We start from the raw sequence: 15,403 nt of genomic DNA on the forward strand, positions 1-15,403 counted from the left end.
ACGATCACGCCTCGCACGCCGGAACATTTCCGCTCCCCGGACGTCAGGTATAAGGCTCTGACTATGGAGGAGACCCATGCATACCTATTACCGTTATCACGGCGGCGCACCCGCGCCCGGCGCTCTCATCATCAAGTTCTATCACTCCGGCGACCAGATCCGCGGCTTCATTCGCAAGATCGCCGAGCCCTCCGAAGACGACGCGATTTTTCCGGGCGAGGAAATGGAGCCCGAAGCCGCCTTCCGAATGGCTGAAAACAAGAACCGCGGACCGGACAAGCCGCCGATCTTCGTCGAGCTTTCCGAAGGGGTGCAGTGGGACCCGGCCTGGGGCAGATTGATGTGAAGTCAGCAGGGATGACAGATTGAAAATTTACGCGCAGGAAACGGCCGCGCTATTCACATGAAGTTCCGACCGCTGTGCGGGCATCTCATGGACGCGCCCGCGTCAGTTATTGCGGCACTCAAAGCTTGCCGCGCTGTCGGCACTCCCCTCTCCCTTGTATTGCGCGTGCGACGGATAGGGGCATAGCGGTCGTGTGCGGTTCGGAAAAGCCTTGCCCGACGCTTCGACGCTTCGTGGAGCTTCATCTTTTTCCACCCAGTCGATCAGCCTGGTCAACATGTCGAACTGGTCGAGACCGGCTGGTCCGCCGCTGCAATGGCTCATGCCCGGAACGAGATAGAGCTTCGCCCAGTCCTCCACCGGCTTACCTGTCTTGGTCGCAGTGCTCATCCGGTTGAAGAAACCGACCGTATCGTTGGAGGAAAACCACGGATCACTCACCCCATGGAAGAAAATGATCTTGCTTCCTCGGGCGGCGAAGGAACTGAGATCCGTCCATTGGTCGGCGTTGATCAGCCGCTGCTGCGGATCGCCGATATCGGCTTTCTCGACGGCATCGTCCACATCGAAACTCATGGCGTTGTTCTTGAACTGCCGATTGCGCTTGTCATCGAACCGCATGAGCCCAGGAATAGGATCTGTCGTGCTCATGACGCCCGTATCGTAGGGAAACGCCACATAGGCCGGCCGGCCCGATGCATCAAGCGTCGGCGAAAACGTCTCGGCCACGACGTCCGCCTGCTGCTTCGTGAGGCAACCGTCGACTTTACCGGCAGGGCAGACAAGGCTCGCCGGGTCAAACTTGCATGCGCCCGGATTTGCGATCATTCCGTCCTCGAGGCCATCAAGGCCATCGCAGGCCTTCAGTATTCCCTTGAGGACCAGATCGCGGTCGGCATCCGAAAAGGCTTTCGAGCGGTCCGGCGCGCCATCGGCACCGGCCGGAGATATCTTGTTCATCGCGACGTTCTTGGCGGCGAGCGACATGTTCGAACGGCTTGTGCGCATGGCAGGAGCCCCGGCGATGATGCCGTCGAACAATGTGGGAAAGCGTTGCGCGGAGGCCATCGCCTCGCGGCCGCCGGTCGAGCACCCTGCAAAATAGGAGCGATCGGCGCCCTTGCCGTAATAGGCGGCGACCAATGCCTTGCCGAGGGCCGTGACCTTCTCGACCGACCAGCCCGCGAAATTCAGCGTGGCTATCTGGTCCGCCCTGAAGGAGGTGTCCCAGACCTCGCCCTTATGGCCGCTGTCATGGGAAATGACGGCGAAACCGCGGGAAAGAGCATTTTTGCCTCCGGAGGCCACGTCCCCCACCGCCGGCCGCACGACGCCATTCAGGCCCCCGCCGCCCTGCACCAGAAACCTTCCGGTCCAATTGTCCGGCAGGGCGATCGAAAACCCGATCGCATAAGGCTTGCCGTCCGCGCCGGTCCGGTGCTCGAACGACCCGCTGACGAGACAATGCGCTGGTCCCTTGTCCTTGACGTGATCGGCGCTCGCGACCTTCATGTCGAAAGTCGGCAGCTGAAGGTTCTTCGCCGCCGAGCATTGGGCTTCGGGCGAAGAATCCGCGGCGACGGCCGGCGTCAAGCCGGGCATGAGGGCAACAAAAGCTGTGGCTACAAGCAGCTTGACCATATCCGATCGTCCTCCTCCGTGACGCAGCCTCCTCAAGCCGCGCGACAATCGCACCAGATTTCAGGCTCCCTGTCAATCAAGGCTGCACGATGTGCCTGGCCGAGTTGACCATCATCCGTCGACCGATTCCAATTGGGTCGGCGGGATAGACTTGATCGGCCACCTGATCGCGGTTCTCACATCCTTCATTGCTGCAACCCGACGCGTCGTCTCGACGAAATCGAGCACGATCTTCGATTTTTCCTCCGCATGCCAGGCGACGAGCAATTCGACTTCGGCGGGGATGTCGTCGAGCCGCCGGTAGACGAGATATGGGCTGGGATTGTGGGCGAGCCAGGACGGCGCAATCGCAATCCCGACGCCGGCCGCCACCAGCGTGCCGATCGCCAAAGTATGCGAGACCTCCTGCACGATGACCGGATAGACGCCAGCGCGGCGCAACGCACCCATGATCGCGTGATAGTAGCTCGCTCCGACGGTCGGGGCATAGGTGATGACGGGTTCGCCGGCGAAATCCTTGACGGTCAGGTTTTCCTTCTGCGCCAGCCGATGCTCCCTGGGCAGCACCGCCACGAAACCTTCCTGCAGGATATGCTCGGTCTTCAGAAAGCCTGCCGGGTTGGTCGGGCGGATGAAGGCCACCTGAACCTTGTTGTTCTGGAGCAGTTCGAGCTGCTGTGCCGTGCCGAGCACCTGCACGTCGACGGTCATCGCCGGATAGCGCTTTCGAAAGTCCGAAATTACCGGCGGCAGGACATGCGATAACGCCACATGCACGCCGCTGACGGAAATCGTTCCGCTATCATCACCGGAAATGGAACGGGTATGCGTGACCGCCCTGTCGATCCCGCCTAGGATTTCCTGGGCGTGGCGCAGGAAGATTTCGCCTGCCGGCGTCAGTTTTACGCGCCGCGTCGTGCGGCGGAAGAGCTTGGTGCCGAGGCGATCTTCGAGCTGACGGATCTGTTGGCTGAGCGGAGCCTGCGCCATGCCGAGCTTGTCTGCGGCTCGGCTGAAATGCAGCTCTTCGGCGACGCAGGCGAAATAGTGGAGGTGACGAAATTCGATGCCGTATTTCATATCTAAAACATATCAATGCTCGCTCGATTTTGTAATAGATAATAATCTATTCCCGTGATTAGTTTTCAAAAAAAAGACGATAAAGTTGGAACAGCTGGAGCTTCGGCTCCCGGAACGGAGCGTGATGACGCGTTTCTGGGTATTAAAAATTCTGCGCACCGTGCTGACGCTTTGGTTCGTGGTGACTTTCGCATTCGTGGTACTGAGAACGTCCGGGGATCCGGTCGTGGCACTTGTCGGCGCCGATGCCACACCTGAGGAGGTCGAACAGTTCCGCCAGCTCTGGCGTCTCGACGATCCGCTCTGGATTCAGTATTTCCGCTACGTCATCCAGATGGCGACCGGCCAGTTCGGCATTTCCTACCGCGACGGCCGCGAAGTCATCGACATCATCGTCGAGCGCGTTCCCTGGACGCTGATCCTCGGCGTTTTCTCCTATATCGGCGCCATCCTGATCGGCGTTCCGGCCGGCATCATCGCTGCCATCAAGCGCGGCTCGACCTTCGACAATCTGATCATGGCGACCGCCGTGTTCGGTTTCGCTTTGCCGAACTTCTTCCTCGGCATCCTGATGATCCTGCTCTTTTCGCTTAGCCTGCAATGGCTTCCCAGCTCGGGAACAGGCACCGTCTGGCATCTGATCATGCCCGCCATCACGCTTGCAACCTTCACGGCCGGAACGCTGGCGCGGTTCACGCGCTCGGCCATGCTGGAAGTGCTGGACAAGCTCTATATCCGGGCCGCGGCCGCCAAGGGCGTCGGTTACTGGAAACGGATCATCTTCCACGCGCTGCCGAATGCCAGCATCCCGCTCGTCACGATCATCGGCCTCAATCTCGGCGAGCTGATCGGCGGCGCCATCGTCGTCGAAACGGTATTTGCCTGGCCAGGTGTCGGCCGCCTGCTGGTGACCGCCGTCTCTTCGCGCGACCTTGCCGTCGTGCAGGGGCTGGTGCTGATCATGGCGGTGACGATGGTGCTCGCAAACCTCGTCGTCGACCTGCTCTACGGCCTCCTCGACCCGCGCATCCGCGTGCAGAATTGAAGGCCGGCAAATGAAGCGCGTTTCCCCCATTCTCGTTCTCGCCATCATTATCCTGGCGGCCGCCGTGACCGTCGCCATCATCGGCAATGTCTTCACGTCGCACGGCATGTCGCAGCAGAATCTGCTCGCCCGCCTGAAGCCCCCGGCCTTCATGACCGGCAGCAGTCCGAGCTTCCCGCTCGGCACCGACCGCATCGGCCGCGACATGGTGGCAAGGGTGATCGCCGGCCTGCGGATGTCGCTTTCGGTGGCGATCGCCGGCACGATCATCGGCGCTGTCGTCGGCTCCGCGATCGGCTTTATCGCCGCGCATTTCCGCGGCTGGGTCGAGGAAGGACTGATGATGCTGGTCGACTTCCAGGCATCGCTGCCCTTCATCCTCATCACGCTGACGCTGCTTGCCTTCTTCGGCAACAGCATGACGCTGTTCATCATCCTGATGGGCCTGTTCGGATGGGAAAAATACGCCCGCCTCTCCCGCGGCGTGGTGCTGTCGGCGATCAACCAGCCCTATGCCAAGGCGATCGTCGCGCTCGGCGCCGGCAACGGCCGGCTCTATCTCAAACACGTGCTGCCGAACGTGGCGAGCGCCCTGATCGTCCAGGTGACGCTGACATTCCCGCAGATCATCCTGCTGGAAACCTCGCTCAGCTTCCTGGGTCTCGGCATCCAGGCGCCCCAGACCAGCCTCGGCCAGATCCTCGGCGACGGCCGCGATTATCTCTCGACCGCCTGGTGGATCTCGGTCTGGCCCGGCTTGGTCATTTTTCTCGTCACTCTTTCGATGAGCATCGTCGGCGACTGGCTGCGTGACCGCCTCGATCCGATGCTGCGTGCCCGAACAACCTGAAAATGCCGCTCGAATATAAATGAACAAGGGAAGGTGGAACGATGTTTACAAGACGTGAAGTGGGAAGTCTCATCCTCGGAGCGGGGGCCCTGTCGATGGTGGGCAACCTTCCGAAGGCAAACGCTGCGGACAGGCCGTCGCTGAATATCGCGGTCGACAATCTCTGGGCCAACATGGCGACGATCAACGGCATCTCGACGACGTCGCGCCGTATCTTCCCGAATTTCTACGACAACCTCGTCGACCGCGACTACATCAAGGACGAGAACGGCCTGATCTTTGCGCCGAAGCTCGCCACCAAATGGGAGCAGAACGGCAACGTCTGGAAGTTCACCCTGCGCGAAGGGGTCAAGTTCCACGACGGCACGGAGATGACGGCGGAAGACGCGGTCTTCACGCTGTCGCCGGAACGCCTCTGGGGCGCAAAGCCGTTCGAACCGCGCGGCAAGACCTTTACCGCCGGCTTCAAGCGCGTCGAAGCGACCGGCAAATATACGTTCGAGATCGAGACCGAGCGGCCGGATCCGAACATCCCGAGCAAGCTCACTGGTTATATCGGCTTTGTGGTGCCGAAGAAATATTACATGGAAGTCGGCGTCGACGCCTTCGGCCAGAAGCCGATCGGCACCGGTCCGTACAAGGTGACGACCTTCCGCTCCGGCGAAATCATGGTTCTCGAAGCCTTCGACGACTATTGGGACGGTCCGCCGCCGGTCAAGCAGATCTCCTGGAAGATCGTTCCGGAATTTGCCGCCCGCATGGCTGGCCTGGTCTCCAAGGAATTCGACTTCATCGTCAACATTCCGACCGACCAGGAAGCAGCGCTCGAAAAATATCACGGCGTGACGCTGAAGCGCGTTCTGGCCGACAATTACCCGGCTCTCGCCTTCAACACGCGTCCGGACCCGGTTGACAATCCGCTGGTCGATCCGAACCTGCGCTACGCCATGGTCCAGGCGATCGACATGAACGCGATCGTCCAGGCGCTCTTCAACGGCACGACGGAACACCCGGCGGTTCCGTTCAACTTTACGGAATACGGCAAATTCTATGACCCGAACTTGCCGGTGAAACTCCCCTACGATGTCGCAGCCGCCAAGGCGCTCGTCGCCAAGACCAAGTACAAGGGTGAGAAGCTCCTCTGGCACATCACCCGCCAGTATTATCCGAACTACGAGGCGGCAGCCGAAATCATGGTCGAGCAATGGCGCGAGGTCGGCATCAATGTCGAGGCGCAGATCCTCGACAATTTCGAACTCGTCTACCGCCGCCCCTACCATCTGATGAACATGTCGATGAGCTCGGATTTCATCCCCGGCGATCCCTATCAGCCGCTGTGGCTCGATTGGGGCCCGACCGCATCGCGCTCCACGGCCACCTGGAAGACCTGGGATCCGACGCCGGAATATCTGGCTGCCGGCAAGAAGTTCGACGAGGCGATCGAGTTCGAGGACCGAAAAAAAGCCTATCTGGAACTTTCGGACGCCTGGCAGAAGGTGACGCCCGGCTACTACATGTGGAAGAGCGTCTACAACTGCGCCCACCGCGCCGGCATCCAGTTCAAGTTCAAGCCGAACGGCGAGATGCGCATCTACGGCGATTACTTCAAGTTCGTATGATGAGCATCAAACGCAAGCATGCGCTGAAGGACATGACGTTCGCGGAGTTCCGCGAACGTCTTTCCGAAAAGCCCGTCATCCTGCTGCCCTTCGGAAGCCAGGAGGAACAGGGACCCCACGCCCCGATGGGCGATTTCATGCTGACTGAAGCGGTGGCGGGACAAATAGCGAAAGCCTCCGACGCGATCGTCGCGCCGATCATCCCGTTTGGTTATGCCGATTTCTTCAAGACCATTCCGGGCGGCATCCAGTTCCGGGCCTCGACCTTCTCGGCCGTGGTCGAGGACACCGTGACCGCCTTTCTGGATCACGGCATCGAGCATATCCTGATCCTGAACGGCCATACCAGCAATGCGCCGCTTTTCGACCAGACGCTTCGCCGCATCCGCGCTGAGCGCGGCGTTTCCGTCGCCTTCATCAATCTCTGGCAGGCAATCCCGGATACCCTCTGGAAGGAGCTGCACGGCTCTTCTGCCGCCGCAGCCCGTGGCCATGGCGGCGATCCGCTGACGTCGATCTACCTGCATCTCTTCCCCGAATTGATGCGCATGGATCTCGCCCGCCCCTCGGTGCGCGAAAAAGCCTTCGGCCTGCCGACCGGCGGCGTCAACAATGTCCAGTTCGAGGGCATGCCGGTGCATGTGCCGCTCAATTGCGACGAGGTGAATGCCGATGGCATGCTCGGCGGCGATCCGCTGCTCGCCAGTGCCGAAAAGGGCGAGAAGATGGTCGAACATCTCGTCGGCTTCTGCGCCCGCTTCGTCGAGCACCTGCGCCGCTGCGACATGCGCTCGGTGACGGCCTTTTCACCGCAGACGGACAAGGCGGCCTCATGAGCAACGAGCGGCTTTCCATCGAGCACCTGAACGTGCTGCTGCCACGCGGCGCCGATCGCGCCTTTGCGGTTGAAGACCTGTCACTATCGGTCAGCAAGGGCGAAATCCTCTGCATCGTCGGCGAATCCGGCTCCGGCAAATCGCTGACCGCACTCGCCACAATGGGGCTCCTGCCCCGCAACCTCGGGCGGCCGGCGGGCAAGGTGATGTTCGAGGGCAAGGACCTGCTGACCCTCGACGAGGCGACCCGCCGGGACATTACCGGCCGACGCATCGCCATGATCTTCCAGGAGCCGACGGCGGCACTCAACCCGATCTTCCGGGTTGGCGAACAGGTGTCGGAGACATTCCGCATCCACACGTCGCTGAGTGGGGCCGAGATCCGCAAGAAGGTGATCGATCTCTTCCGCGAAGTTCAGCTCCCAAATCCCGAGCAGATCTACCATTCCTATCCGCATCAGCTTTCCGGCGGTCAGTGCCAGCGGGTGATGATCGCCACCGCCCTCGCCCTTGATCCGTCCGTGCTGATCGCCGACGAGCCGACCACCGCGCTCGATGTCACCACCCAGGCGCAGATCCTCAAGCTGATGCTGGACCTGCGCGCCAAACACGATACCGGCATCGTCTTCATCACCCATGATTTCGGCGTCGTCGCCGAGATCGCCGACCGCGTCGCCGTCATGCAGATGGGCAAGCTGGTCGAGATCGGCACCCGCGACGAAATCCTCAACCACCCCAGGCAAGACTATACCCGCCGCCTGCTCGCCGCCGTGCCGACACTGACGCCGCGAAAAGAACGCGAAGGCCTCGGCAACCCAGTGCTGATCGCCAGGAACATCGTCAAGACATTCGCCCGCTCCGGCCTCTTCGGCGGCGGCCGCACCGTGAAGGCGGTGGACGACGTCGATATCACCATCCGTCGTGGCGAGACGCTGGGGCTCGTCGGCGAGTCCGGCTCCGGAAAATCGACGCTGGCGCAATGCGTCATCCGCCTCGTGCAGCCGGAAAGCGGCGACATCCTGATCTCCGGCGGCGATTTTGCCGGCCTCAACGGCAAGGCGCTGCGCGAGGCACGCCGCAAGGTTCAGATCGTCTTCCAGGATCCGTACACCGCACTCGATCCGCGGCAGAAGGTCGGAGATTCCATCGCCGAAGGCCCGGTCATCCACGGCCTAGACCGCAAGGCGGCGATGGCGCGCGCCCTCGACCTGCTCGAAGCCTGCGGCCTCGACCGCGCTTCGGCCACCCGTTTCCCACACGAGTTCTCCGGCGGCCAGCGGCAGCGCATCTGCATCGCCCGCGCACTCGCGGTCGAACCGGAATTGCTGATCGCCGACGAGAGTGTCTCCGCCCTCGACGTCTCTGTGCAGGCGCAGGTGTTGAAACTGCTCGCCGACATGCAAGAGAGACTTGGGTTCGGCATCCTGTTCATCACCCACGACCTGCGCGTCGCGAGCCAGATCTGCGACAACATCGCGGTGATGCGCAACGGACGGATCGTCGAGCGCGGCGATCCGGCCTCGCTGTTCGGTGCGCCGAAGGAAACCTACACCAAGGAACTGCTCGCCGCCGTGCCCGGCAAGGGCTGGCAGCGTCACTCCAGTGAAAACGAGGCCGGGACGGTAAAATCCCGGGAGGAAACCCCATGAAGAAATATCATATCGGCAGCGTGCCGAAACAGGTCGACCCGGAACTGATCGCCAAATTCGAAAGCGTCGAAGTGGCGACCATCGGCCATTTTCGCCACCGCGGTTTCGTGCATCATTCGATTTCCCCCGTTGTCGAGCCGGGCAGGACGCTGGTCGGCACGGCGGTAACGGTGGCGATCCCGGCAACCGACTCCACCCTTCTCCACCACGCGATCGGTTTCATCCGCCCCGGCGATTTCCTGTTCGTCGACAGGCTCGGTGACGACCGGCATGCCTGCATCGGCGGCGGCGTCGCCTTCGCGATCAAGACCGCCGGCGCCATCGGCGTCGTGCTCGACGGTCCCTGCACCGATGTCGAGGAAATTCTTGAACTCGATCTGCCGTTCTGGTCACGCGGTGTCTCCGGTATCACCACACGGCTCAACGATCTCGGCGGCTCGCTCAACCTGCCGATCTCCTGCGGCAACGTCCCGGTCATGCCGGGCGATATCGTGGTTGCCGATGCAAGCGGCGTCGTGGTGATCCCGGTCGATGAAGCTGAAGATGTCGTCGAGGAGGCAATCGCGCGCCAGGCCCGGGCGGGCCGCAACAAGGACAAGATCGCAGCCGGCGAAAAGCTCGGCGACCTCTCGGGTGCCAGCCGTCTGGTTGCCGCTGCGCTGGAGCCGAAATGATGGAAAATCCGCAATACAATCATCTCCGCGTCGAGCGCGGCGTCTATCGCAAGGTCGCCGGCGTCAGCGAACGCGGCGTCGTTACCTCCCAGCACTACGCGGCGGCCGAGGCTGGGGCGGCGGTCCTGTCAGCGGGCGGCAATGCCGTCGACGCTGCCGTGACTGCCGCCTTCACCTTGCAGACCGTCGAACCCTGGATGACCAGCCTCGCCGCCTGCGGTTACATGCTGGTCGCCCAGCCGGACGGAAAGGTCGAGGTCGTCGAATTCACAGGGCGCGTACCTTCCACTTTCGACGAGGAATTCTATAAGCCCGATCCGAGCATCAAGACCTTCATCGGCCACCCGGCTTCGATCGACAACCGCAATGTCCGCGGTTTCACAGCGGCGGTCGTGCCGGGCTGCGTGCGCGGCTTCGCGGAAGCCTTGAAACGCTACGGCTCGATCGGCTTCGATCGCGTACTTCAGCCCGCGATCGATCGTGCCCGCAAGGGCATGTATGTCGACTGGCATACGACGCTGGCCATTGCGATCGCCGAAGGCGAACTCGCCATGGATCCCGGCGCCCGTTCGATCTTCCTGCCGAGCGGCCATGCGCCGGAACCCGGCGCCACCCTGCCGCTCCACCAGCTCGCCCAGACGCTGGAGCAACTGGCCAACGAAGGCCCGGATTCGCTTTATGGCGGCGCGATCGGCGAGAGGCTGGTCGCCGACCTCAATGCCGGCGGCAGCTCAATCACCCTGGAGGACATGGCCAGTTACGCCCCCCTCCTCTATCCGTCCCGAACCATGCCATTGCAGGGCAAAACCCTGCATGTGGCGGGGGAAACCAGCGCCGGCCAGCGGCTCTTCGACGCGCTCGATCACTTCGACAGGAAGCGCGGAAAAGGCCCGGTCGACGCTGGTTTCTTCACAGTCATGGCCGAAGCCCTCTGGGAAAGTTTCGGCGCTCATCGCAAACGCCTCAATCCCGCCGAGACGACCAACAAGACCAGCACGACGCAGGTCAATGCGGTGGATTCCGAAGGTCGTATGGTCGCGATCACCTTCACGCTGCTCAACCGTTTTGGCGCCCGCGCCCTGTCGCCCTCGACCGGAATCCTCTTGAACAACGGTATGTCCTGGTTCGACCCGACACCCGGCCGCGCCAACTCGCTGACGCCGAACGCCTATGCGCCGAGCAACATGTGCCCGGTGGCGATCACCGACGAACACGGGGCTTTCGCAGCCTATGGTGCGGCCGGCGGCAACCAGATCGTGCCGTCGCTAGCCCAGCTCACCGGCATGATCCTGCATGCCGGCCTCGACATCGAGGAGGCGATGAACCTGCCGCGCATGACCACCGGCCCGCACAACGACATCATCGTCAATGTCGATATGCCCGCCGAGCAGATCGAGGCACTCGAAAAGATCGCCAAGGTGAAGCCCGCCGCAGCCGTCGTTTATCCCCGGCCCTTCGCCGCTCCCGGCATGGTGGGAAGGCGCGGCAATGCCTTCATCGGCATGCCCGACATCACCTATCCGGCCGCCTACGCCGCCACAGCCTGAACGAGACCAAGATGACAGAGCTGACTTTTGCCCCCGTCGAGATCGACGGCGTTCTGAAGATCATTCCGCCGACGGCACCGGCCGTCCCGCTGGTGTTCGACTCGCCGCATAGCGGCCTGACACTGCCGGATTTCGAGCGAACGGTTTCCGACGAACTGGTGCGCGTCGCCTCCGACACCTATGTGGACGACCTTTTCGGCTTTGCGCCGTCGCTCGGCGCGCCGCTGCTGATCGCCCATTTTCCGCGCAGTTTCCTCGATCTCAACCGGTCGCTGAAGGATGTCGACCTGCAAATGGTCGAGGGGGAATGGCCTCACCCAACCCGCGACAGCGCCTCGGCTCGCCGCGGCATGGGGCTCACCTGGCGTTACGCCTGGGGCGATACGCCCATGTACGGGCGCAAGTTGACGGTGAAGGAGCTGGAAGACCGCATCGACACCTATTGGCGGCCCTACCACCGCGAAATGGTACGGCTGCTGGACGAGACCCATGCGGCCTTCGGCAAGGTCTATCACGTCAACTGCCACTCGATGCCGGCGATCGGCCATGTGCTCTCGCCCGATCCCGCCGGCACTGTCCGCAAGGATATCGTGGTCGGCGATTACGAGGGCGTGTCGAGCGAACCGGATTTCGTGAGACTGGTCGTCGAGACGCTGGAGGGCTTTGGTTATTCGGTATCGCTCAACGTGCCCTTCAAGGGTGCCGAACTGGTCTCGGCCTATTCTGCGCCGGCCAAGAACCGGCACAGTATCCAGATCGAACTCAATCGACGGTTATACATGAATGAGGAAACCCGCGAGAAGATCGAGGGCTATGACGAGGTGAAGGCCAATCTCGCCAAGCTCGGTGCGGTCATGCGCGACTACGTCATCCGCGGAAGCTGAGAAGTATCGTGCGGCGTCGGGAAGATCAGATCCGACACGCGCCTCGACGACCAGATCAAGTCGGCCCGGCTTTTAAGCCGACATGCCTCAGCCGGCAGAGAGACCTGCTTCGCGGAACCATGTCCGCGCATCGGCGCCGGCGGCAATTCGCATCGGCGCGTCAGGTTCCGTCACCGCACGCCAGACAGCCTGCGCCACATCTCCCGGCGTCGTCACCTCGCTCCCGGAGCGCAGCTCCTGGAGATAGTTGTGAACAAATGCGCTGTAAGGCTCGGGAATATCCATTCCCATGCGCGCCATGGCATTCTTCCCGAACCCTGTCGTCGGCGCCGAACCGGGCAACACGAGCCGCGCACGCACACCGAACAATGCGGCCTCCAATGCCAGGCTTTCGGTAAAGGCGTTCAGCGCCGCCTTGCTGGCACTGTAGACGGAAAGCGCCGGCAGTGGCTTGATGGTGACGCTGGAACTGACATTGACGATGATGCCCGAACCGCGTGCGCGAAGCTGCGGCAGGACGGCCTTCGTCATGGCGATCGCGCCGAAGACGTTCGTCTCGAACAGCTCGCGGACTTTCCCCATGTCGGCGCCCTCCAGGACGTTCAGCATGCCGACCCCGGCATTGTTGACCAGAGCGTCGATGGCGCCCGCCGCCTCCACGGCCTTCGCGATGCTATCCGCGTCCGTGACGTCCAGGGGAAGGATGTTAAGCCGGTCGTGGCTCGGCAGCAGATCTTCGCGCGGTCTCCGCATGGTCGCGACGACCTCCCATCCCCCAGCAAGAAAGGTCTCCGCGATGGCGAGACCAAAACCGGAGGAGCATCCTGTAATGAGTATCTTGGACATCTGTGCTTGTTTCCCGATGATGTGTGCCCTGAAGAGATGGACCAATCGGCATGGACTTTCTATATTCAATGATCCGACATTGATTAGTGAAAGTCCGAATTATGTCCGACCCTCTCGCTGAAGTAGTTTCCCTGCTGAAGCCGAGCCCGTCGATATCGAAGCTGGTGACCGGAGGCGGTCGTTGGATCGTCGAACGTACAGAGCTCGGAAGTCCCTTCTACTGCGCCGTCGTCGAAGGCCGTTGCCGCCTCAGCGTCGCCGACCGCCAGCCGATCCTGCTCACCGCGGGCGATTTCGTCCTGGTGCCGGATATCTACTCGTTCACGATGAGCAGCATGGACCTGCCATCTCGCGCTGCACCCCCGCAGCGTCTCGAGACAAGTCCGGGCGTATTCCGACTGGGGGATCCCGAGGCTCCGGTCGAGGTCAGGGCCATGGTGGGGCATTGTGCCTTCGTCGCTCGCGAGCGAACTCTGCTCGTCTCGCTGCTGCCGGAGGTAATCCATGTTCACGGCGAGGATCGGCTGACCACGCTGGTCGGTTTGATTCACGATGAAACACGCAGCGGCCGCGTCGCCCGCGACATGGTGCTCGGTCGGCTGCTCGAAGTACTGCTCATCGAAGCTCTTCGCTCGGTCGGCGGTGAAACGGCTCCGCCGGGCTTGTTGCGCGGACTTGCCGATCCGCAACTGGCAGCCGCATTGCGTCGTCTTCACGACGATCCGGGCGGCAACATAACAGTGGCAGCCCTGGCGCGGGATGCAGCCATGTCGCGGTCCACCTTTTTTGACCGGTTCCGATGCGAGGTCGGCGTAGCACCGATGGAATATGTAACGACCTGGCGCATGGCGCTGGCGAAGAAACTCCTTCGTCGTGATGTTGCGTTGGCCGACATTGCCCGACGCGTCGGCTACGGCTCGGCAAGCGCGTTCAGCGTGGCGTTCAGCCGGCATGTCGGCACGTCGCCCGGAGCCTATTCGCGATACACTCCGGATGAATGAAGGCGGTGGTACCTGGCGTTGATCTCGCGCTCGCGAGCCTGCTTCCAGCCATCGCCGCTTTAACGCGGCGGAGCGGCAATTGCCTTCCTAGAAGAGTGACGGTGGAACAACCTGTCGAAGGACGGGTGCGGCGAACCGCATGCTCGCACGCGAAGGCGATGGCGCGAGTTGCAGGCAAAGTCTGAGGCGCAGGCTCTGCATGGACGTCTTCAGCTGGATCGGCGGTGTTCGCAGCAGACCCTTCCAGGCTTCGCCGGGATAAGGGGCCAGTGTCCCCTCCCCGAGATCGAAGGGCGCGAGTGCCCGGGCGGTCAGCCCTTTCGGCGCCTGGTCTTGAAGCTCCAGCGAAATCTCGCGCCAGCCGTCATGCGCGTCGACCTCCACGAGGCAGCTTGCCTGAACCCAGGCGCCGGCCGGTAGTGGATTGAGGTAGTCACGATTGAGAACATCGATTGAGGCCTGGCCTTCGGAAAGCGAAACTTGCCAACCGTCCTGGCCGTCCGTTGATCCGGCCAGTCGGTCGACCACCACATCGGATCCGGAAACGCTGATCTCGTCGCGAAGCGATCCGGTGCCGCCGAGAGAAGGGTTGGGCAGAAGATTGCCCAATGGATTGTTGACCGGATCGAACCTGTCGTCCGGTGCCGGGCGTAGGACACTTGGTGGGGGAAGGAAATCCGCCAGATAGGCGGTCAGCGCCTTGCCGACGGCGTAACCGCCCGGCACCGAGAAATGCGTCCCGTCGTCCGAAAACCCAGCCTGCGGAACCCCGTCGGCCGAACTCCAGTCGATCCACGGCTCGTTCCAGTCGAAGACATGGCACCCTGCCCGTTGCGCCGCGAAGGCCAGGCTCTTCTGGTTGATCCAATGCGCCTTTGCCCGTTCCGGACCACCGACGGCCCATTTCTGCGTGCCGCGGGCGAGGATGGGCAGAAGGATGACCAGCTTGCCGGCGCAAAGCAGCCGGTCGACGATCGCCTCGCGGGTTGCCTGGATCACTTCCTTGGTTTCGACCATCATGTCGTTCGTGCCGGCATCGACGATGATGAGGTCGAAGTCGAGCTTGAGCACGTCGTCCAGCCGAAGGGCGATGTCGCGGGCCTTCTGGCCCGAAACGCCGGCGTTCAATCCCCCGAAGCCGCGGGTGACGCCGACCCTGCCGCTCGGTTCCCACCCTGGATGCACGATAGGATCGTGAAACACGCCGATCTCGAGCCGGCCTGCCGAAAGCACCTCCGCCCAGGTGACCCAGCCGCGTGCCGACGACCAGATATGTCGTTCGCCGGCATGGTGGTTCTGCTGGACAAGCGATGTTCCGAGCAACGCGATGCGGCGGCCGTTGATCGGGCCATGGATCGGCAATGTGCGGGTCATGTCTGCCGGTC

14 protein-coding genes are annotated in these 15,403 nt (G+C 62.3%); 10 read left to right on the top strand and 4 right to left on the bottom strand.

Features of this window, described 5'->3' with window-relative positions; genetic code table 11:
- Nucleotides 1-76 precede the first annotated feature (76 nt).
- Nucleotides 77-346 carry a hypothetical protein gene (locus tag MOV63_RS01975; protein WP_040124451.1) on the top strand — a complete coding sequence of 90 codons (270 nt, stop codon included), beginning with the start codon at nucleotides 77-79 and terminating at the stop codon, nucleotides 344-346.
- Nucleotides 347-448: 102 nt separating this feature from the next.
- Here the strand turns inward: MOV63_RS01975 and MOV63_RS01980 are convergent, their stop codons facing one another.
- The gene (locus MOV63_RS01980) at nucleotides 449-1,987 is read right to left on the bottom strand and encodes a tannase/feruloyl esterase family alpha/beta hydrolase (RefSeq protein WP_247031271.1); all 1,539 of its coding nucleotides are present in this window, start codon (nucleotides 1,985-1,987) and stop codon (nucleotides 449-451) included.
- Nucleotides 1,988-2,098: 111 nt separating this feature from the next.
- A complete protein-coding gene (locus MOV63_RS01985; RefSeq protein ID WP_247031272.1) occupies nucleotides 2,099-3,067 on the bottom strand; it encodes a LysR family transcriptional regulator in 969 nt (322 codons plus the stop codon).
- 124 nt (nucleotides 3,068-3,191) lie between these two features.
- On the opposite strand from MOV63_RS01985, the gene MOV63_RS01990 reads away from it, so the two are divergent.
- From MOV63_RS01990 to MOV63_RS02025, 8 genes are read left to right on the top strand one after another with little or no spacing between them, the layout of a single operon-like run.
- Nucleotides 3,192-4,112, top strand: coding sequence for an ABC transporter permease (locus MOV63_RS01990; RefSeq protein ID WP_040125722.1), 921 nt, complete (start codon nucleotides 3,192-3,194; stop codon nucleotides 4,110-4,112).
- Nucleotides 4,113-4,122: 10 nt separating this feature from the next.
- Nucleotides 4,123-4,962 (top strand): ABC transporter permease, encoded by an 840-nt coding sequence (locus tag MOV63_RS01995; RefSeq protein ID WP_247031273.1) that lies wholly within the window; start codon nucleotides 4,123-4,125, stop codon nucleotides 4,960-4,962.
- A 41-nt stretch (nucleotides 4,963-5,003) separates the two neighbouring features.
- A complete protein-coding gene (locus MOV63_RS02000; protein WP_247031274.1) occupies nucleotides 5,004-6,581 on the top strand; it encodes an ABC transporter substrate-binding protein in 1,578 nt (525 codons plus the stop codon).
- Complete coding sequence (locus MOV63_RS02005) at nucleotides 6,581-7,417, top strand: creatininase family protein (protein ID WP_247031275.1); 837 nt, start codon at nucleotides 6,581-6,583, stop codon at nucleotides 7,415-7,417. Before MOV63_RS02000 ends, MOV63_RS02005 begins: the two co-directional genes overlap by 1 nt.
- Nucleotides 7,414-9,066, top strand: a complete 1,653-nt coding sequence (locus tag MOV63_RS02010; protein WP_247031276.1) for an ABC transporter ATP-binding protein — start codon at nucleotides 7,414-7,416, stop codon at nucleotides 9,064-9,066. The genes MOV63_RS02005 and MOV63_RS02010 overlap by 4 nt, the downstream gene beginning before the upstream one ends.
- On the top strand, nucleotides 9,063-9,740 hold the full coding sequence (locus tag MOV63_RS02015; protein ID WP_040124443.1) for an RraA family protein: 678 nt from the start codon (nucleotides 9,063-9,065) through the stop codon (nucleotides 9,738-9,740). Before MOV63_RS02010 ends, MOV63_RS02015 begins: the two co-directional genes overlap by 4 nt.
- Nucleotides 9,737-11,287: a gamma-glutamyltransferase gene (locus tag MOV63_RS02020; protein ID WP_247031277.1), complete on the top strand. Its 1,551-nt coding sequence runs from the start codon at nucleotides 9,737-9,739 to the stop codon at nucleotides 11,285-11,287. Before MOV63_RS02015 ends, MOV63_RS02020 begins: the two co-directional genes overlap by 4 nt.
- A gap of 11 nt (nucleotides 11,288-11,298) precedes the next feature.
- Nucleotides 11,299-12,171, top strand: a complete 873-nt coding sequence (locus MOV63_RS02025; RefSeq protein WP_247031278.1) for an N-formylglutamate amidohydrolase — start codon at nucleotides 11,299-11,301, stop codon at nucleotides 12,169-12,171.
- An 87-nt stretch (nucleotides 12,172-12,258) separates the two neighbouring features.
- Here MOV63_RS02025 and MOV63_RS02030 read toward each other — a convergent pair whose 3' ends face one another.
- Nucleotides 12,259-13,017 (bottom strand): SDR family oxidoreductase, encoded by a 759-nt coding sequence (locus MOV63_RS02030; protein ID WP_247031279.1) that lies wholly within the window; start codon nucleotides 13,015-13,017, stop codon nucleotides 12,259-12,261.
- Nucleotides 13,018-13,118: 101 nt separating this feature from the next.
- On the opposite strand from MOV63_RS02030, the gene MOV63_RS02035 reads away from it, so the two are divergent.
- Entirely contained in the window at nucleotides 13,119-14,018 is a 900-nt protein-coding gene (locus tag MOV63_RS02035; protein ID WP_247031280.1) for an AraC family transcriptional regulator, read from the top strand.
- Nucleotides 14,019-14,105: 87 nt separating this feature from the next.
- Here the strand turns inward: MOV63_RS02035 and MOV63_RS02040 are convergent, their stop codons facing one another.
- Entirely contained in the window at nucleotides 14,106-15,392 is a 1,287-nt protein-coding gene (locus MOV63_RS02040) for an SGNH/GDSL hydrolase family protein (RefSeq protein WP_247031281.1), read from the bottom strand.
- Nucleotides 15,393-15,403 lie beyond the last annotated feature (11 nt).

Source organism: Neorhizobium sp. SHOUNA12A (assembly GCF_023006505.1).
Lineage (GTDB): Bacteria > Pseudomonadota > Alphaproteobacteria > Rhizobiales > Rhizobiaceae > Neorhizobium.